At 42.8% G+C, this 20,757-nt stretch carries 12 protein-coding genes; 10 read left to right on the top strand and 2 right to left on the bottom strand.

The window, feature by feature from the left end:
• Positions 1-45: 45 nt before the first annotated feature.
• The gene (gltC, locus tag IEE86_RS01900; protein ID WP_191095688.1) at positions 46-948 is read right to left on the bottom strand and encodes a glutamate biosynthesis transcriptional regulator GltC; all 903 of its coding nucleotides are present in this window, start codon (positions 946-948) and stop codon (positions 46-48) included.
• A gap of 153 nt (positions 949-1,101) precedes the next feature.
• Between gltC and gltB the strand changes: the two genes are divergently transcribed.
• Positions 1,102-5,673 (top strand): glutamate synthase large subunit, encoded by a 4,572-nt coding sequence (gltB, locus tag IEE86_RS01895; protein WP_191095687.1) that lies wholly within the window; start codon positions 1,102-1,104, stop codon positions 5,671-5,673.
• 16 nt (positions 5,674-5,689) lie between these two features.
• Positions 5,690-7,174, top strand: a complete 1,485-nt coding sequence (gltD, locus tag IEE86_RS01890; RefSeq protein ID WP_191095686.1) for a glutamate synthase small subunit — start codon at positions 5,690-5,692, stop codon at positions 7,172-7,174.
• A 60-nt stretch (positions 7,175-7,234) separates the two neighbouring features.
• On the opposite strand, the gene IEE86_RS01885 is transcribed toward gltD, so the two are convergent.
• The gene (locus IEE86_RS01885) at positions 7,235-8,437 is read right to left on the bottom strand and encodes a nitrate/nitrite transporter (RefSeq protein WP_191095685.1); all 1,203 of its coding nucleotides are present in this window, start codon (positions 8,435-8,437) and stop codon (positions 7,235-7,237) included.
• Positions 8,438-8,608: 171 nt separating this feature from the next.
• Between IEE86_RS01885 and nirB (IEE86_RS01880) the strand changes: the two genes are divergently transcribed.
• The 8 genes from nirB (IEE86_RS01880) to IEE86_RS01845 all read left to right on the top strand — a co-directional run bounded on the left by nirB (IEE86_RS01880) (position 8,609) and on the right by IEE86_RS01845 (position 20,707).
• Positions 8,609-10,885 carry a nitrite reductase large subunit NirB gene (nirB, locus tag IEE86_RS01880; RefSeq protein ID WP_191095684.1) on the top strand — a complete coding sequence of 759 codons (2,277 nt, stop codon included), beginning with the start codon at positions 8,609-8,611 and terminating at the stop codon, positions 10,883-10,885.
• Positions 10,882-13,041: an assimilatory nitrate reductase catalytic subunit NasC gene (gene nasC / locus IEE86_RS01875; protein WP_191095683.1), complete on the top strand. Its 2,160-nt coding sequence runs from the start codon at positions 10,882-10,884 to the stop codon at positions 13,039-13,041. Before nirB (IEE86_RS01880) ends, nasC begins: the two co-directional genes overlap by 4 nt.
• A gap of 70 nt (positions 13,042-13,111) precedes the next feature.
• Entirely contained in the window at positions 13,112-15,523 is a 2,412-nt protein-coding gene (nirB, locus tag IEE86_RS01870; RefSeq protein ID WP_191095682.1) for a nitrite reductase large subunit NirB, read from the top strand.
• Between the two features lie 23 nt (positions 15,524-15,546).
• A complete protein-coding gene (gene nirD / locus IEE86_RS01865; protein WP_191095681.1) occupies positions 15,547-15,870 on the top strand; it encodes a nitrite reductase small subunit NirD in 324 nt (107 codons plus the stop codon).
• Positions 15,871-15,930: 60 nt separating this feature from the next.
• Positions 15,931-16,638 carry a DUF421 domain-containing protein gene (locus IEE86_RS01860; protein ID WP_191095680.1) on the top strand — a complete coding sequence of 236 codons (708 nt, stop codon included), beginning with the start codon at positions 15,931-15,933 and terminating at the stop codon, positions 16,636-16,638.
• Between the two features lie 89 nt (positions 16,639-16,727).
• A complete protein-coding gene (locus tag IEE86_RS01855) occupies positions 16,728-17,708 on the top strand; it encodes a pectinesterase family protein (RefSeq protein WP_191095679.1) in 981 nt (326 codons plus the stop codon).
• Positions 17,709-17,835: 127 nt separating this feature from the next.
• A complete protein-coding gene (gene dacB, locus IEE86_RS01850; RefSeq protein WP_191095678.1) occupies positions 17,836-19,320 on the top strand; it encodes a D-alanyl-D-alanine carboxypeptidase/D-alanyl-D-alanine endopeptidase in 1,485 nt (494 codons plus the stop codon).
• A 19-nt stretch (positions 19,321-19,339) separates the two neighbouring features.
• The gene (locus IEE86_RS01845; RefSeq protein ID WP_191095677.1) at positions 19,340-20,707 is read left to right on the top strand and encodes an MATE family efflux transporter; all 1,368 of its coding nucleotides are present in this window, start codon (positions 19,340-19,342) and stop codon (positions 20,705-20,707) included.
• The last annotated feature ends 50 nt before the right edge of the window (positions 20,708-20,757 follow it).

The following is a 20,757-nucleotide window of genomic DNA, read 5'->3' as shown; positions in this document are numbered from 1 at the left end:
CAAAGAGGGATTATTTCTACAAATGAAATGTCTTGTTTTAATGAATTATTTATATTGTTCAATTTTAGAAAAGAAATCCTTCACAAACACATAGAAATCATGGGCAGATGGAGACATCTCTCGTGACTTAGATGCGATAATACCAACGGTTCTTCTCACTTGCGGGAAATCGATCGGAATTTTCACTGTAAATCGTGGTGTTGTTTCATAAAAGGCACTTTCGGGTAATAAGGTAACGCCCATACCCGCAGATACGAGACCTTTAATCGCGTCCAAATCTTCTCCTTCAGATGAAATGGTTGGCTCATAGCCTGCCTGCTTGCAAGCATCTACCGCAATTTGTCTCAGCACATACCCTTCAGGAAATAAAACGAAATGGTCCTTTCTCAAATCACTTAAATGAATACTTCTTTGCCCGCTAAAGGGGTGGCTAATAGGCAAAAGGGCATAAATGCTTTCTGAAAACAAAATATTTCCTTCTATTTGAGGATCGTTTGTCGGTACGGGTCCTAAAAAGGCGAGATCAATATCTCGATTTTTTACAGCTTCAATGAGAAATTTATAGGATCCTTGACGAAGTAAAAAATCGACCTCTGGATATTCCTGCTTAAATGCGGATATGACAGAGGGAAGGACTTGGCTTGCTAGACTTGTAGGAAAGCCAATATTCACGGTCCCTTTGTGCGGGTCTAAGTATTCATCCACCTGCTCTTTTGCGTAATCAATGGCCTTTAGTGCAGTTCTGACATGATCTAAAAATTGTCTGCCGATTTTCGTTAATTTAATATTTCGACCTTCTCGTTCGAATAAAGCGACTCCAAGTTCTTCTTCTAAATTGGCAATCTGCCGGCTGATGGCAGATTGAGCAACATGTAGGTTTTCAGCCGCTTCTGACACGTGTTCACGGTCTGCGACTTCTACAAAATAACGTAACTGACGAAGCTCCATTTTTGCACTTCACACCCATCTATCTCAAAAAGAGATTGTTTTGATCTAAATTATATATTGTTTATATTAATTTGAAAACTTAAAATAAGTTACAGAGTTTGTGAGATTTTATTACTGTGAAAAAACGGATCTTTTAAACGGGGGAGAGAAACGATGACTTATAATCAACTACCACAACCACAAGGTCTCTACCGTCCTGAATTTGAACATGATGCATGTGGAATCGGACTGTACGCCCATTTAAAAGGGGAGGCGACACATAGCATCGTCAAAAAGGGATTACAAATGCTATGCCAGCTTGATCACCGCGGCGGGCAAGGCAGTGATCCGTATACAGGTGATGGTGCCGGTTTAATGGTACAACTGCCAGACGCTTTCTTTAGAAAAAGCTGCAAAGAATTTGCACTTCCTGAAAAGGGCCGTTACGGGGTAGGAATGGTTTTCTTTTCAAAAGATGATGACGAAAAAACGCGTCAAGCCATCGAACAGAAAATCAACGGGTTCATTAAGCAAGAAGGTCAAACATTAATTGGCTGGAGAACGGTTCCTGTCGATGCTGGGAAAATTGGTACGGTCGCAGCAAAGAGCTGTCCGGTTGTAAGGCAAGTCTTTATCGGAGCAAACGACAATGTCACAGATCGTTTGTCATTTGAAAGAAAATTATATGTCATTCGTAAACAGGCTGAAAACTGGGGAGCAGCAGAGGAAAAACAATTTTACTTTGTCAGCCTGTCGAGTCAAACCATTGTATACAAGGGGCTTTTAACATCAGATCAAGTCGATGCTTTTTATCTTGATCTACAGGATGAAACATTTGTTTCTGCATTTTCACTTGTTCATTCAAGATTTAGTACAAATACATTTCCTACATGGGAAAGAGCCCATCCAAACCGTTACTTGATTCACAACGGAGAAATCAACACATTAAGAGGAAACATCAATTGGATGAGAGCAAGAGAACAACAATTCGTGTCTGAAGCCTTTGGAGACGATTTAGACAAGATTTTACCAGTGCTGAATGCAGACGGAAGTGATTCATCCATTTTAGACAATGCCTTTGAATTCTTTGTGCTCGCAGGTCGTACACCTGCTCATACAGCCATGATGCTTATTCCTGAGCCTTGGACTGAAAACACGCACATGTCAAAAGAGAAACGGGCATTTTATGAATATCATAGCTCTCTCATGGAGCCGTGGGATGGACCAACAGCCATTTCCTTTACGGACGGGAAGCAAATCGGGGCTATCTTAGACCGAAACGGTTTAAGACCGGCAAGATACTATGTCACAAATGATGATCATATCATTTTCTCTTCTGAAGTCGGCGTCATTGATACAAATGAAGAAGATGTTAAATATAAAGACCGCCTTGAGCCAGGCAAAATGCTGTTAATCGATTTAGAAGAAGGGCGAATTATTTCTGATGAAGAAGTGAAATCAACGATTGCGAATGAACTTCCGTATCAAAAATGGCTCGATGAAGAAATGGTCCACGTCAATCGCTCGGAAGAAAATTCAGAAAATTCTAGTATAATGGATGATTTATTGACACGTCAGCGTGCGTTCCATTATACGTACGAAGACATTCAAAAATATTTAATTCCTTTACTAGAGGAAGGCAAGGACCCAATTGGTTCAATGGGAAGTGACACACCGCTTGCTGTGTTATCAGATCGTGCGCAGTCTCTGTTTAACTATTTCAAACAGCTCTTTGCGCAAGTGACGAATCCACCGATTGATGCGATTCGTGAGCAGCTTGTTACATCAACCATGACTTGGTTAGGCGCTGAGGGAGATATTTTACATCCAAATGAATATTCATGCCGAAGAATTAAACTTTATACACCCGTCTTAACGAGCGGGCAATTTAATGGCTTGAAAACAATTGTTCATAATGCCTTTAAAAGCAAGACGATTCATACACTTTTCACCGATGATCTAAAGCGCGGACTTGATGCGATGTTTGAAGAAGCGGAAAAAGCCATTCGCGCGGGCGTATCTTTATTAATTCTTTCAGATCGTGAAATGACAGAAGAAAAAGTGCCGATTCCACCACTTCTTGCGTTAAGTGCACTTCATCAGCACCTTGTGCGTCAAGGCTTACGAACAAAAGTGAGTTTGATCGTTGAATCTGGAGAAGTCAGAGAAGTCCATCATTTCGCTGCACTCATTGGCTACGGAGCAGATGCGATCCACCCTTATCTTGTCTATGAAACGTACAAACAGCTGATTGCAGAAGAAGCGATCTCTATCAGCTTTGATGAAGCTGTCACAAGGTTTGGTAAAAGTGTGACCGAGGGTGTAGTCAAAGTCATGTCTAAAGTGGGGATTTCCACTGTGCAAAGTTATAGAGGAGCACAAATCTTTGAAGCCGTCGGCATTAGTGAAGACGTCATTCAGGCATATTTCACAGGAACAGCATCGCAGCTGGGCGGAATTGATCTTGACACCATAGCTAGTGAGGCGAAGCTTCGTCATGAAGCAGGGTATCAGGCAGCTACTGATCAAACACTTGAATCAGGCAGTGAATTCCAGTGGAGAAAAAATGGAGAGCACCATGCCTTTAATCCAAAAACGATCCATACGCTTCAGTGGGCATGCCGCAACGAAGATTATGACCTATTCAAGCAATATACAAAGGCAGCGGATGAAGAAAGAATTGGCTTCCTTAGAAATCTATTCGCTTTTCATCCAAAACAAAAGCCAGTTTCTCTTGAAGAGGTTGAATCTGCTGAATCGATTGTGCGCCGCTTTAAGACGGGTGCCATGTCATTTGGTTCATTAAGTAAAGAAGCGCATGAGGCACTTGCGATTGCCATGAACCGAATTGGCGGTAAAAGTAACAGCGGAGAAGGCGGGGAAGATCCTGCACGCTTTACAGTAGATGAACACGGCGATGATCGCAGAAGTGCGATTAAACAAATTGCTTCTGGCCGCTTTGGGGTTAAAAGTCATTACTTGGTCAATGCAGATGAACTGCAAATTAAAATGGCGCAAGGAGCAAAACCAGGAGAAGGCGGACAGCTGCCGGGAAATAAAGTATATCCTTGGGTCGCCGATGTACGAGGCTCTACGCCAGGTGTTGGATTGATCTCACCACCGCCGCATCATGATATTTATTCGATCGAGGATTTGGCGCAGCTGATCCATGATTTGAAAAACGCGAACCGTGATGCCCGCATTAGTGTCAAGCTTGTCTCTAAAGCCGGCGTTGGCACGATTGCAGCAGGTGTAGCAAAAGGTACTGCCGATGTCATTGTGATCAGTGGCTATGATGGCGGCACTGGTGCTTCTCCGAAAACGAGTATTAAGCATACAGGACTTCCTTGGGAGCTCGGTTTGGCAGAGGCGCATCAAACCCTTGTCTTAAACGGTCTTCGCGAGAGAGTGGTGCTTGAAACGGACGGAAAGCTAATGACAGGCCGTGATGTTGTCATGGCTGCGATTTTAGGAGCAGAAGAATACGGCTTTGCGACAGCTCCACTAGTCGTTTTAGGCTGCGTGATGATGAGAGCATGCCATTTAGATACTTGCCCAGTCGGTGTTGCGACACAAAATCCAGAGCTTCGCAAAAAATTTATGGGTAACCCTGATCACATTGTGAACTTCATGATGTTTATCGCAGAAGAAGTAAGAGAAATCTTGGCTGAGCTTGGCTTTAAATCAATGGATGAACTAATTGGGCGCACAGACGTTCTAACAGTTAGTGAGCGAGCAAAAGCTCACTGGAAAGCAGGGCAGCTAAACCTTGAAACACTGCTGTATCAACCAGAAGGGGCGCGAACGTTCAGAACACCGCAAAATCATAAAATTGATGAATCACTAGATATGAATGAAATTCTTCCTTATGTACAGGAAGCACTGAATCATCAAACACCGGTTGATCTATCACTGAACATCCGAAATATCAATCGTGTGGCCGGAACAATCACCGGCAGTGAGGTGTCTAAGCGCTACGGGGAAGAAGGCTTGCCAGAGGATACGATTACACTGCGTTTTACTGGTTCTGCTGGACAAAGCTTCGGCGCATTTGTGCCAAAGGGCATGTCATTATATTTAACAGGTGACTCAAATGACTATATCGGCAAAGGACTCTCCGGGGGGAAAATTGCAGTTAAAACCTCTGATCATTTTGTGCAAAATGGACATGAAAACGTGATTGTCGGAAACGTTGCATTTTACGGCGCAACAAGCGGAAAGGCTTATATTAACGGCCGTGCAGGTGAACGATTTGCCGTTCGTAACTCAGGTGTACATGTGGTCGTTGAAGGAATTGGGGATCACGGCTGTGAGTATATGACTGGTGGACGTGTCGTCATTTTAGGGGATGTCGGGAAAAACTTTGGCGCAGGTATGTCTGGCGGTGTGGCTTATGTGCATACATCTGATGCGAAGCAGTTCAAAAGAATGTGTAACAGGGAAATGATCATGTTTGAAAAGCTGACAGATCATGAAGAAGAACAAGAAGTGAAGCAAATGATTCAGGAGCACCTTGATTATACAAACAGCTCAAAAGCATCAGCACTTCTAGAGAACTGGGCGCAAGAAAAGGATCAATTCATCAAGGTCATTCCGAGAAATTACAAAATGATGCTTGAAAGCATTGAAGAACAAAAACAAGCGGGTCTCAGTCATGAAGAAGCGGTGATGTATGCCTTTGAAGCAAACACAAAACCGAAAAATAAAGAAGCGGCAAACGGGCAAAAAGCAGCCCTCGCTCATTAAGAAAGGGGAGAGGACAATGGGCAAAGCAACAGGTTTTATGGAATATAAAAGAGAAAAGCCAAATGAACGTGACCCTCTCACTCGTCAAAATGACTGGAAGGAATATTCAGCTCCTTATACAGATGAGGTATTAAAGAAGCAGGGTGCTAGATGTATGGATTGCGGCACACCGTTTTGTCAAATTGGGATGGAAATCAGGGGCGGCGTGTCTGGCTGCCCGATCTACAATTTAATACCAGAGTGGAATGACCTAGTCTATCGCGGAAGATGGAAAGAAGCGCTCGAAAGACTACAAAAAACGAACAATTTCCCTGAATTTACTGGGAGAGTTTGTCCAGCACCTTGCGAAGGCTCATGTACCGTCGCAATCAATGATCCAGCTGTTTCGATTAAAAATATTGAACGCACAATCATTGATAAAGGCTTTGAAAATGGATGGATCACGCCAAGAATTCCTTCCAGTCGTACAGGGAAAAAGATTGCTATTGTCGGTTCAGGGCCAGCAGGACTTGCAAGTGCGGATCAATTAAACCAAGCAGGACACGCCGTGACAGTGTTTGAACGATCTGATCGACTTGGCGGACTGCTCACCTATGGTATTCCGAATATGAAGCTGGACAAAGAAGTCGTTGAGCGTAGAATCAAACTTCTGAGACAAGAAGGCATTGACTTTGTGACGAATACAGAAATCGGGGTGGATATCACTGCCGACGAGCTAAAGGAACAATTTGATGCGGTTATCCTTTGCACAGGTGCCCAAAAGCAGCGCGACCTATTAATTGAAGGCCGTGAAGCAAAAGGGATACACCTGGCGATGGATTATTTAACCCTCGCTACCAAAAGCATGCTTGATTCAGGATTTAAAGACAAAAACTTCATTGATGCAAAAGGAAAAGACGTGATTGTTATTGGCGGAGGAGATACAGGTGCTGACTGCGTAGCAACTGCACTTCGCCAAAAAGCAAAAAGTGTTGTTCAATTTGGGAAGCATCCAAAGCTTCCAGATACACGTGTAGGGGATAACATGTGGCCAGAGCAGCCTTATGTCTTCTCGCTCGATTATGCTTATGAAGAAGCACAAGCTAAATTCGGAGAAGACCCACGTCAATATTCAATTCAAACCACAAAAATGGTGGCAGATAAAAATGGGAAATTAAAAGAGCTTCATACCATTCAAATGGAAAAGGTGAAAAACGAGCATGGGAAGTTCGAATTTCATGAAATTCCAGGAACAGAGAAGGTATGGCCTGCTCAGCTTGTCTTTATTGCAATTGGTTTTGAGGGAACTGAACAGCCACTTGTGAAACACTTTGGCGTGGACAGCAAAAACAATCGCATTGACGCAAAGTATGGGGAATATACAACAAATGTAGAAGGCGTATTTGCAGCGGGAGATGCAAGACGCGGCCAAAGTCTGATTGTTTGGGCAATTAACGAAGGCAGACAAGTGGCACACGAGGTAGACCGTTATTTAATGGGGAGTTCGGTTCTGCCAAAATAGGTCAAACAAAGGGTGTTTACACATAGAGAAAAGCCATGACCAAAGAGTGGTCATGGCTTTTTATGATTCAGAGATGGTGTGATGGATGATGACTTTTTTACGTTTAAGCTGTGATACGACTAAACAAAGAAAGACGATAAGAACAATAAGGGAAATGGTCAAAAAGCCAAACGTATACGAGCCAGTCATTTCCTTGAAGCTGCCAAGAACATTTGGTAAAAAGAATCCGCCAATGCCCCCCGCGGCACCAACAATTCCAGTCACAATCCCAATTTCCTTATGAAACACTTGCGGCACAAGCTGAAAAACAGCCCCATTTCCCATACCAAGACACATCATCCCGCCAAATAAAAGGGCAATGACGACAGGTAAAGCTGGCAGACTGCTTACTGCTCCTAAGCAGATGCCGATGACTGCGAATAATCCAAGCAGTACCTTCATTCCGCCTATTTTATCAGCAATGAGACCGCCAACAGGCCGAAAGAAGCTGCCCGCCGCCACACAAAGAGTCACAAAATCACCAGCATGAATTTTCGAGATTCCATATTGATCGACAAAGAAAATACTTAGAAAACTGGAAAGCCCGACAAAGCCTCCGAATGTAATCGCATAAAGAAGGCAGAAAAACCACGTCGATTTTACTTGAAATACTGAAAAATACGATCGAAGCGGCTGAGGAGCAGGCTGATTGGGTGCATCCTTTGCTGTGAAAATAAAAAACAAAAAGACAAGACTTAATGGAATAAGGGCGAGCCCCATCACTGCATGCCATCCGTACATCTCGGCAAGTCTTGGCCCAAATAGCGTGGAGATCAGTGTACCGCTATTTCCGGCGCCTGCAATCCCCATAGCCACTCCTTGTAAATGAGGAGGATACCAGCGGCTTGCCATTGGCAAAGCAACAGCAAAACTTGCCCCTGCCACTCCTAGCAAAATGCCAATCAGGACAAGCTCTGAAAGGGTTGTACCAGCGATGAATCCCCAAATGAGAGGAATGGTGGTTAAAAGCATTCCCATCATCGCTGTCTTTTTAGGTCCTATCCGATCGGTGAATAAACCGAGCACAATTCGAAAGAAAGAACCAGATAGAATCGGGATGGCAACAATCATGCCTTTCTCTAATGTCGATAAAGCAAAGTCTTGTGCAATAAAAGCCCCCAGTGCCCCTAATAACACCCAAATCATAAAACTCACATCGAAGTATAAAAATGAACCAAACAATGTCTTAGGATGACCACTTGATTTTAACTCTGAGAGTTTCATAAAACGCCTCCTCTATTTTGAACTTTCTGACTTAAAGATAGCGAGTTTAACTAGAGAATGAAAGTATTGTGTTAGAATAATTGACATAAATAAACACTTTTTTACAAATACGTGCCATAATCTAGCCATACTCATGTTTTGGAGCAAGAGGCTTAGAAAGGTTGATCACACATGACAAAACGCAAGCTCGTGTTTATCGGAAACGGCATGGCGAGTATGAAATGTATCGAGCAGATCGTTCAAAAGCAGCCGGAACGCTTTTCCATCACAATCATCGGAAAAGAGAAGCACCTTGCCTACAATCGAATAAAACTTTCGTCAATTTTGCAAAAAAGCGAATCATTATCTCAAATTGAACTAAAGGAAAAAGAATGGTACACGAAGCATGGCATCAAAATGTACAGAGGAGAAACAGTTGTACACATCGATACAAAACGGAAAAGTATCATGACAGATGTGCGCCGCAATATTCCCTATGACAAGCTCGTGATCGCAACAGGGTCATCACCTTATTTCCTTCCCATTCAAGGCGTGTCCAAAAAAGGGGTTTACGCTTTTCGAACGATTGATGATTATGAGGCCATTTGTGCTGATTCGATGCGTTATCAACGAGCAGCAGTAATCGGAGGCGGTGTACTTGGTGTGGAAGTGGCGGCTGGTTTGCAGATTGCAGGGCTTGAAACAACCATCGTTCATCATACCGAATGGCTGATGCAGCGCCAATTAGATGAAACAGCCGCCGGTCTATTACAGCAGCAATTAACGCGCAAGGGCATTCAGGTGAAAATAAATGCCCATACCCTTGCATGCTTAGGCGGCGAGAGGGTAGAAGGGGTTCTACTCAAAAATGGCGATATCGTGGATGCTGATCTTGTTGTCTTCACAACAGGTATCCGTCCGAATATACAACTTGCAAAAAATCACGGCATTCACACGAGAAAAGCCATTGTCGTCAATGACGTGATGCAAACAAATGTCCCTAATATTTATGCCATTGGGGAATGTGCAGAGCACAAAGGTGTGGTGCACGGTCTTGTTCAGCCTATTTACGAACAAGCAAGCGTGCTTGCCAAGCATTTATTAGACGAAGAAATCTCACAGGCACCTCATCACATTTACTCAACAAAGTTAAAAGCAAATGACATGCTCATCTATTCTGCCGGATGGATTGAGAACCGTACCCCATATACGTCAGTGGTGACCTATTTAGACGAAGAACAAGAAGTGTATAAAAAATTCGTGTTTGAACACGAGGCGCTAAAAGGCTTTTTATTAGTTGGCGAGTTGGAGAAAGCTGATCAGCTTTTGCAAGATGTAAAAGTGGGACGTGATAAAAGTGTCGTCATGAGATCACTTCATGAAGAGCAGCCATCCCCTCTAGAGACATTAAAAACGGAAGATCTCGTCTGCCAATGTCAAACAGTGACAAAAGGCGCCATTTTAAAAAGCATATCGGTCCATCAGCTGACAAGCTTAGAAGAGATCAAAAAACAGACAGGGGCAGCAACTGGCTGCGGGGGCTGTCAAGAGCTTGTCCGTGCCTGCTTCCACTTATCATCAAATGAGCAAACAGAAGCGCCGGCCTCTTTTTGTCCATGTACAGAAGTAGATGAACAGACCATTCTTTCGTTTATCAAAAAGCATCTTCCGGTGAATGTTGAGGAAATAAGAAGACATTTTGATTGGAAAACGGATAACGGCTGCGGCATCTGCCAGTCTGCCATTCCATACTATCTCGAACAGTTCGAAGCACCGGTGGAAAACATCAGCGCTGCTGATCAAGAAGACATGTTGATTCCACAGTTATATGGAGGCCGTCTTGATCTGGATTTCTTGCAAATCATTACCTCTTTATTAGAGCAAAGGCTCATTCAGCAGGCGGAGCTGATCGAGCATAAACGAATACGGCTCATCGGCGTTTCAGAGCAGGCGGCACAGATTGTCAAAAAGCATTGGCCAATTATGCCGAAAGACAAAAAAAGGCTATCTCATGTCCTTTCATGTGATTGTCATCACGAGCCAGCTGTACCGGCACTAGTCATGGAGATGGAAAGACAATTAGAAGACACGCTTTTACCAGCCGTCACATCCATTCATGTCACCGGTCCTTCTTGCACGTGTAAAATCGGCCCAATTCATGATATCTGCATAAAGAAACAGCTGGATGAATGGAACATTTACATAGGCGGCGATGTGCGTCAGCCTAAGGCTGGTCAGCTTTTTTACACTTTATCTCATTCAAGTGAGCTCATTCCTTTTTTAAAAGCGCTGCTTGAAGATTATAGAAAAAGTGCTTATTTTCAGGAATCCATTGGCGATTGGCTTCTACGGCATGGGGATATTTCCATTCGCGAAAAATTACTTGATGAAGAAATAAGAGAGGACCTTTGTGAGCGATTTGACCAAAGCAGACAAGGGAATGTCAGACAAAAGGATGTGAAGGTATGAGTCAATCTTTTTTACCATATGCGCAGCACAAATTAGAGCAGAAAGAACGAAAACGAGTGTTTCCATCTCAATGTCCATTTTGCAGTATGCAGTGCAAAATGCAATTAGTCGAGCAGCATGTAGAGGGACGAACACGCTATCAAACGATTGGCGTTCACAATCCAACCACGCACGGAAGAATTTGTATGAAAGGACAGCATGCACACCAGCACGCACTGCACAAAGAACGCTTGAATCACCCGCTTATCAAAAGAGACGGACAATTTGTAAAAGCGACATGGCAGGAGGCACTTAATGAAATCAAAACAAACATTGAAGCCCTTCAGCTGGCACATGGCCATGATGCCATTAGTGTGTACGGAAGCGCATCCATTACAAACGAGGAGGCGTACTTACTCGGAAAGTTTGCAAGGGTGGCGCTGAAAACGAAATACATTGATTACAACGGGAGACTGTGTATGTCGTCGGCAGCAACTGCTGCAAACCAAACATTCGGACTTGATCGCGGGTTGACGTTTCCTTTACGAGACATCGAGCATACACGGGTTTTGATATTAGTTGGAACGAATATAGCCGAATGTCAGCCAACCTTCATGCCATACATCGAAGAAGCGAAAAAGAACGGGGCATTTCTGATTGTCATTGATCCGCGCAGCACACCAACAGCCAAACTAGCCGATTTACATGTAAGCCTGAAACCAGGATCAGATGCCGCACTGGCAAATGGCATATTGCACATCATGCTTCATGACAATTTAATTGATGAAGCCTTTATTAGAAAACGAACATCAGGTTTCGAGGAATTAAAGGAGCATGTCTTGCGCATGTCCCTCTCTGACATTTCAGAGGAAACCGGCGTACGGGCTGAAGTTATACAGAAAATAGCGAGGAAATTCGCCCAAGAAAAGACAGGCATGATTTTCACAGCAAGAGGCATTGAGCAGCAAATAGACGGAACAGCGTCCGTGCGGAATTTCCTGAATATTCTGCTTGTCACTGGGAAGATTGGCCGCGCCGGATGCGGCTATGGCGCAATAACTGGACAGGGAAATGGCCAGGGGGCAAGAGAGCATGGACAAAAAGCAGATCAGCTTCCAGGTTATCGTGATATCACAAACCGTGTTCACAGAAAGGAAATCGCCGAGATATGGAACATCGATGAAAAGGAACTGCCTGGAAAAGGCGTGTCTGCTTTTGAAATGTTTGAAAAAATGCAAGAAGGTGAGATAAAAGCGCTCTTTTTAATGTGCTCTAACCCTGTTCAATCGGCCCCGCATGCGCGCTTTATTCAACAAGCGATCGAGAAGTTATCCTTTTTTGTGGCGGTTGATTTATTTATCTCTGAGACAGCTGCACTGGCAGATGTAATTTTACCTACTTCGTCATATTTAGAGGATCAAGGTACCATGACAAACGTAGAGGGGCGCGTTACGCTGAGAGAAGCAACATATCCACTTAAGCACCAAAGAAAGCACGATTGGCAAATTATTTGTGACATAGCAGCTGTATTAGGCAAAGGCGGCTATTTTTCCTTTTCATCCGCAGAAGAGATTTTTGAGGAATTAAGAGCCGCAACAAAATGCTCAAAAGCTGATTATTCTGGCATAACCTATGAAAGGCTGAGGAAGGAGCAAGGCCTATTATGGCCCTGTACTCATGTAGAAGACCCAGGAACCGAAAGATTATTTGAAGATGAATTCTCACATTCTGACAGTTTAGCAAAGTTTGCCGTCGTCACACACGGAAAAATTGTGGCAAAGGAACCAGTCAGTCAAGCATATCCTCTTTATTTAACGACTGGCAGAGTGATGGCACACTACCAAACAGGCGTTCAAACAAGAAAAAGCACCTCTCTTGTTGCCCGGCAGTTTGAAGCTTATGCAGAGCTTCATCCTGACACAGCGAAAACATATGGACTTCAGCACGGGGAGCTCGTGACCATCCAGTCAAAAAGAGGCAGTGTCATCATGAGATGCCACATATCAGACACCATTCGCAAAGATACTGTGTTTGTTCCATTTCATTGGAGTAAACATCAATCGATTAACCAATTAATTGGTGAACAACTAGATCCGCACAGTAAAATGCCAGGCTTTAAATATTGTCCTGTTCAGCTGTCAGCCTACGTGAAGGAAAAAATATGTGAGAAATCATAACATGTATTTTCTATCTTTGTTTAGATGATGGTACGATCTAAAAAATGATCACATGAGGGGTGTTTTTATTATGAAAGAAAAACTCGTATTAGTTGGGAACGGTATGGCTGGTATTCGAAGTCTTGAAAACATTTTAAAAACAGACAGCGAGCGGTTTGACATGACGGTATTTGGAAGTGAACCGCATCCTAACTATAACAGGATTCTTTTATCAAAGGTGCTTCAAGGGGATACGAAGGTCGATGATATTACGTTAAACGATTGGAATTGGTATCAAGAGCATCATATTCAGCTGTTTACAAATGAGACCATCGTGAAGATCGATACAGTAAACCAAACAGTGGTCAGCGATCAAGGACGGACCGTGCATTATGATCGGTTGATATTAGCGACGGGGTCACTTCCTTTTATCTTGCCAATTCCAGGGTGTGATAAAAAAGGCGTAACGGCCTTTCGTACATTGCAAGACACAGAAGAAATGGTGAAGGCTTCCACAAAATATAAAAAAGCAGCTGTCATTGGAGGCGGACTTCTTGGACTTGAAGCGGCACGTGGTCTATTAAACTTAGGCATGGAAGTGACCGTCATTCACCTCAGCTCTCATTTAATGGAACGCCAGCTAGATCCTATAGCAGGTCAGCTTCTTCAAAAAGCGTTAGAAAAACAGGGCATGAACTTCCTGTTAGGAAAACAAACAAATGAGATTTTAGGAGATACAAGAGTGGAAGGATTAACATTTTCAGATGGCTCTGCACTCGAGACAGACCTGGTCGTCATGGCAGCAGGAATTAAACCAAGTAAAATGCTTGCAGAAATAAGTGGTCTTGAAGTGAACCGAGGGATTATCGTCAATGATTTTATGGAAACAAGTGTCCCAGGTATTTATGCCGTCGGAGAATGTGCAGAGCACAGGGGGCAGACATACGGACTTGTCGCTCCTTTATATGACCAAGCAAATGTACTCGCAAAACATGTATGTGACATGAATCCTGCACCGTATGAAGGCTCTGTTCTATCAACACAGCTGAAAGTATCTGGAGTTGACGTCTTTTCTGCTGGTGATTTTATAGAAACCGATGAGAAAAAGGCGATTAAGATTTTTGATGAACAAAAAGGGATTTATCAAAAACTGGTCTTTCAGCAAAATCGATTAGTAGGAGCCGTCATGTTTGGAGAAACAAGCGACGGACCTCGTTTATTCTCTTATATTAGGGAAGGGGTAGATATGTCGGATATGGAAAAGGTATCCGTCTTAACATCAAATGATCCTGCGCAAGAAAGCACGATTGAAAGCATGGCAAACGACCATATCGTTTGCGGCTGTAATGGTGTATCGAAGGGTCAGATTGTCGAAGCCATTCAGAAAGAAGGCATAACAACGATTCAAGAAGTGAAGCAATGTACAAGTGCCTCACGATCATGCGGCGGCTGTCAACCCGTTGTCGAAGAGATTCTTTGGCACACTTTAGGCGATGATACGAACCGAACGGTGCAAAAAGAAACGATCTGCGCCTGCACCACTCTTTCACGAGATGAAGTCATTCGTGAAATCAAAGAAAAAGGCTTGCAGCATGTCAAAGAAGTGATGAATGTACTTGACTGGGAGACAGAGGAAGGCTGTTCAAAATGCCGGCCAGCATTAAATTATTATTTAGGTATGCTTCATCCTCTTGAGTACAAAGATGAAAAGAGCTCACGATTTGTGAATGAACGCATGCATGCCAATATTCAAAAAGATGGCACCTATTCGGTTGTCCCGCGAATGTACGGCGGCGTCACAAATGCAAATGACCTGAGAAAAATAGCAGATGTCGTCGACAAATATGAAATACCGCTTGTGAAAATGACGGGCGGCCAGCGTATCGACCTACTAGGAGTCAAAAAAGAAGATTTACCTAAAGTGTGGGCGGATCTGGATATGCCCTCTGGTTATGCATACGGAAAATCTTTAAGAACGGTTAAAACATGTGTCGGAGAACAATTTTGCCGGTTTGGCACGCAGGACTCCATGGCTCTTGGAATTGCACTAGAAAAGAAATTCGAAGGTCTTGCGACACCGCATAAAGTGAAAATGGCTGTCTCTGCTTGCCCTAGAAACTGTGCAGAATCTGGAATCAAAGACCTCGGCATTGTGGGAATTGATGGAGGGTTTGAATTGTACGCCGGCGGAAATGGCGGCACACACTTGCGGGCTGGAGATTTATTGATGAAGGTCCATGCAGCAGAAGAAGTAGAGCAAGTGGCGGCTGCATACCTTCAATATTACAGAGAAACGGCAAATTATTTAGAAAGAACCTCTGCTTGGGTTGAACGACTTGGATTAGATCATATTCAATCAGTCCTTCTAGATGATGAGAAACGAGAAGCCTTAATCCAAAGAATGGACATCGCACTTTCAACTTATGAGGACCCTTGGCAGGAGCTTCGCGAGAGTCAAAAAGACACAAGACAATTGTTTCAAAAAGCGACGGCTTCCGTCTAAATCAATTGAAGGGATGAGATCATATGACAGTTTCAGGTGTAAAAGTTCACATTGGCACCCTCTCAGATTTCCCGCTGCAGCTAGGGAAAACAGTCGCAGTCGGTACGCTTGAATTAGCTGTTTTTCAAACTTCTAACAAGCAGTTCAAAGCCATAGAAAATCGCTGTCCTCATAAAGGCGGTGTGCTAGCTGAAGGTATGGTGAGCGGAGATCATGTATTCTGTCCAATGCATGATTGGAAGATCGATCTTACCTCAGGGAACGTTCAAGCACCAGATCATGGGTGCGTCAAAACATATGAAACATTCGTTGAGGGAGACGACATCTTTATTTTACTGCCTTCATAAATGGTTTAAAACCTTCCTTTCCTGTACATGCTGTAGATACATGCAGTAAGAAAGGAAGGTATGTTTGTGGCATTTTTTAATATATTTATTGAGCTCTTCATCGGATTTTCCGCCTTATTTTTCATTACAAAACTATTAGGAAAAACACAATTTGCACAAATCACGCCGTTTGATTTTATTTCTGCACTGATTTTAGGGGAAATGGTCGGTAACGCCATTTTTGATCCAGAAGTCAGCATTTTGCATATTCTTTTTGCAGTAGCGGTATGGGGCATTTTGATATACACAATTGAATTGCTTTCGCAAAAATTTAAATCGATTCGTGCCTTTTTAGAAGGAAGACCGACCCTTGTCATTGATAAAGGAAAGATTCGCTACAATCGATTAAAGAAAAATATGCTTGATTTAAATCAGCTGCAGACGCTTATACGAGCGAAAGGGCATTTTGCTCTTAACGAAATTGAATATGCGATTTTAGAAACGGACGGATCTGTGAGTGTGCTTCCGAAAATGAAATACGCACCAGCTACTGCCGAAGATGTAAACGTGAAAGGAAAAGAAGTCAAATTGCCTAGAACGTTTATAATCGACGGGGAAATTTTAAAAAAAGACTTACAGGAAGCTGGATTTGATGAGTCGTGGCTGCGTGAGCAATTAAAAAAGCAGCACATTTCTTCCTATAAGGACGTCCTATTCTGTGAATGGATTGAAAATGAAGGCATTTATGCGATGAAATATGATAAATCTGAAAAAACATCCACAACCTAACACAGTGGGTGTTTTTTTGTTTAATGCATGAATATGATCAAAAGGAATGTTTCAATGAAAACGTTCACAATATAAGGAGGAGATGTGTGATGAAGTATGGGAAATTACTGCTGATGATGGTATTGTCCTTACTCCTTTTGGACTTAGCTTCGCTGCAAGCAGCTGGACACAAAAATCAAACGAATCTCATTCTTGTAGTCGATCAAAAAGGAAATGGGTCATTCCGAACGGTTCAATCCGCCATTGATGCGATACCAGTGAACAATCAACAGCACACGACGATATATATTAAAAATGGGGTGTATAAAGAAAAGATTCTCCTTCCGCAAAATAAGCCGTACGTGTCCTTTATCGGAGAAGATCAGTACAAGACGATTCTAACGTATGATGATACAAATGCAAGCACTGGGAGCACGACCAATAGCTCTAGTACAATGATTCGGGCGAACCACTTTTACGCTGAAAATATCACCTTTCAAAACACAGCTGGCAGACATGCAGGGCAGGCGGTTGCCCTTTATGTGTCTGGAGACCGTGCCAGTTTCAAACAAGTACGTGTTCTCGGATATCAAGATACGCTTTATGCCACAGGCACAGGAAGACAATATTATGAAAACTGCTATATCGAGGGCACGGTTGATTTCATATTTGGTTCAGCAACGGCTGTGTTTAAAAGAGCTGAAATAAAAAGTCTTGGAAATGGGTATATTACTGCGGCATCTACAACAGAAGCACAAAAGTACGGCTACGTTTTTATTGATTCCACGTTAAATAAAGGAACGACTGCGTCTCAATCTGTTTACTTAGGTCGTCCGTGGAGGCCACATTCCGCTGTCACGTTTCTCCATACAAAAATGGATGATCATATAAAAGGAGAGGGATGGCATAATTGGGATAACAAAGAGAATGAAAGAACGGCTAGATATAAAGAATATGGATCGACAGGGGCAGGGAGCCATGTGGCAAATCGGGTGAAATGGTCAACGATTTTAACAAAAAACGAAGCAAGTCAAATCACAGTACATGCCGTTCTTAGCGGAACCGATGGCTGGAATCCTGAAAAGAGGTAAAGGGCTTGTCAGTTTTCGTCAAAGAAAGCTGACTTTTCTGTTTAAAAAACCTTTGAGAACAAACGTTCTTTTGTGTATAATGAACATAATCTTCTAAAATTGGTTGCCATAAAAAAGGAGGAATTGCGTGAAGCGTTTTTCACAGTTCATGTTTTTACAAATATGTATCCTATCGATTTTATTTCTCCCTTTTTCAGCGAAAGATGAACAATTAACGGCTCGTGATGATCAATTAAAATGGATCACTGCATTAGATGAATTCATACGAACAGCACCTGACTTAGAGGGCGCTATATCTGGCATCAGCGTCCGCGATACTTCTGACACCTCTCTTCTTTATGAACATCAAGCTGATATCCGGCTTACTCCTGCTTCTAATATAAAACTGCTCACATCAGCCATTGCCCTTGATATACTTGGAGAAACACATACATTCCCTACAGATGTCTGGATGGATGGTTCTATACAAAAGAAAACGTTACATGGCAATCTTTATCTTCGCGGTACCGGCGATCCGACTTTATTAGAGGAGGATTTTGCAGCACTTGCCAAGCAAGTCAAAAAGGCCGGAATACATACAATTCGTGGGCAGCTTGCAGCAGATGATACTTGGTTTGATGACACAAGATATTCCATTGACCTGCCGTGGAGTGATGAGGATCAATATTATGGCGCACAAATTTCTGCGCTTACAGCTTCACCGAATCAAGATTATGATGCAGGAACCATGATTCTCGAAGTCAAACCAGGAAAAAAGGCAGGGCAGAAGGCCACCTATGACATGATCCCGAAAACGGATGTCGCTCAAGTCATCAATCGAGTGAAAACTGTTCCAGAAGGCGGAAAAAAGAAGATCTCTTTTAAGCGCTCTCACGGCACAAACAAGGTGACATTGACTGGGACTATTCCGCTAAAAGCATCTTCGTCTAAACAATGGGTAGCATTATGGGAGCCGACAACCTATGCTTTAGACTTAATGAAACGAGCGCTAAAGGCTGAAGGGATTCAAGTGAAGGGACCACTCAAAACAAAACAAGTTCCTAAAAAAGCAAAAAAAATCGCCTCCCATTCATCGATGCCTTTATCAGAGCTGCTTGTACCCATGATGAAATTAAGCAACAATACACACGCAGAAATTTTGCTAAAAGAACTTGGAAAGCAAGTGAAGAACAAAGGAAGCTTTGACGATGGGCTGGACGTAATGAAGGAACGGCTTCCTGCTTTTGGCATCGATCCTTCGCATGCAGTGCTGCGTGATGGATCGGGCATATCACCTATTAACCTTGTCTCTGCCAACCAGTTCACTTTCTTTTTGACAAACATTCAAAAGAAAAAATGGTTTAAGACCTATCAACATGCGCTTCCATTAGCAGGAGCAAGTGAACGGATGGTGGGAGGGACGTTAAGGAACAGATTGAAAGAGCCAGCTACACGAGAAAAAGTACGTGCAAAAACGGGGTCATTAACAACGGTCAGCACACTTTCTGGGTATATTGAAACGAAGAGCGGAAAGACGCTCGCTTTTTCTATCCTATTAAATCATCTTGTAGATGACGAAAAAGGAAAGGATATAGAAGACCGTATTGTCAGCATCTTAGCTGAGGATCTTTAGACAAAAAAGGAGAACCATCATGACGTTAGATAACAATCAATCTTTAGTAAAAACCATGTCCATTTTTCTTATTCCACTTTTGTTAAGTAATATTTTGCAATCAATCGGACAGCTTGTGTCTATTGTACTTGTCGGCAGATGGATTGGGGAGGATGCAGTAGCTGCTATTTCTGCATTCTTTCCGCTTTTCTTTTTACTCGTTTCATTTTCTATTGGAATAGGATCAGGTAGCTCCATCCTTATTGGACAAGCCTATGGAGCAAAAAATGAACAGAGATTAAAAGAGATTATTGGCACAACGCTTTCGTTCACCTTTTTGATCGGACTTTCTTTAGCGGTCATTGGAGGTTTATTTGCAACTGACATTCTAAACCTCATGGGAACACCTGCAAATATAGTGGAGGAAAGTGCGGCTTATGCCAGAATTTTATTTATTTCAATGCCGATCTTATTTCTTTATTTTGTTTATACGACCTTCCTGCGAGGGACAGGGGATTCGAAAACGCCTTTTTACTTCTTAATGATTAGTACGGCAACGAATATATTGCTCCTGCCGATTTTGTTATTCGGCTGGCTAGGGCTGCCGGCGTTTGGTTTGTACGGCGCTGCTTATTCTTCTGTGATTTCAACAATTGTGACGTTTATCATTCTACATATCTACTTATATAAGACAAAGCACCCACTTCGCATTGATGCGTCGGTGAGAAAGCATTTATTGATGAAAGGGGATCTATTAAAAACGTTATTAAAGCTCAGTATTCCTTCAAGCATTAATATGATCCTCATTTCTTTATCAGAAATTGCTGTGATCTCTTTTGTCAATGATTATGGATCACAGGCGACAGCTGCTTATGGTGTTGTCAATCAGGTCGTGAGCTACGTGCAGATGCCGGCAGTGAGTCTTGGCATTGCGGTCTCTATCTTTGCAGCACAATTCATTGGGGCAGGGAATATGAATCGTCTGAAAGATGTGATTAAAATTGGACTAGGACTCAACTTTGCGATAGGCGGATGTATCATTATTTTCGTTTATATTTTTGCACCGCAGATTTTATCCATCTTTTTAACTGATCCTGAGACGATTGACATTGCATATAGCTTGGTCATCATTACATTATGGAGCTATCTCATATTTGGCACGGCTCAAATCGTTGCAGCCACGATGAGAGCTAGTGGAACGGTTCTATGGCCGACGATCTTTAGTATTTGTTCTATATGGCTCGTTGAAGTTCCAGTCGCTTATGTGTTGTCACACCACACTTCACTTGGCATAAAAGGAATCTGGATCGGTTATCCTGCGGCTTTCTTTGTGAACTTACTCCTTCAATACGGCTACTACCAGCTCGTCTGGAAGAAAAAACAGATCGTCGCGCTTATTCAATCATAATGCGATGATATTGATCAGCATATACATACGAAGATCCGTTACTTTTTAGA

This window comes from Bacillus crepusculi (assembly GCF_014764715.1).
GTDB lineage: Bacteria > Bacillota > Bacilli > Bacillales > Bacillaceae > Bacillus.
The sequence above is the reverse complement of the archived record's forward strand: the minus strand, read 5'-3'. Positions and strand labels throughout refer to the sequence as shown.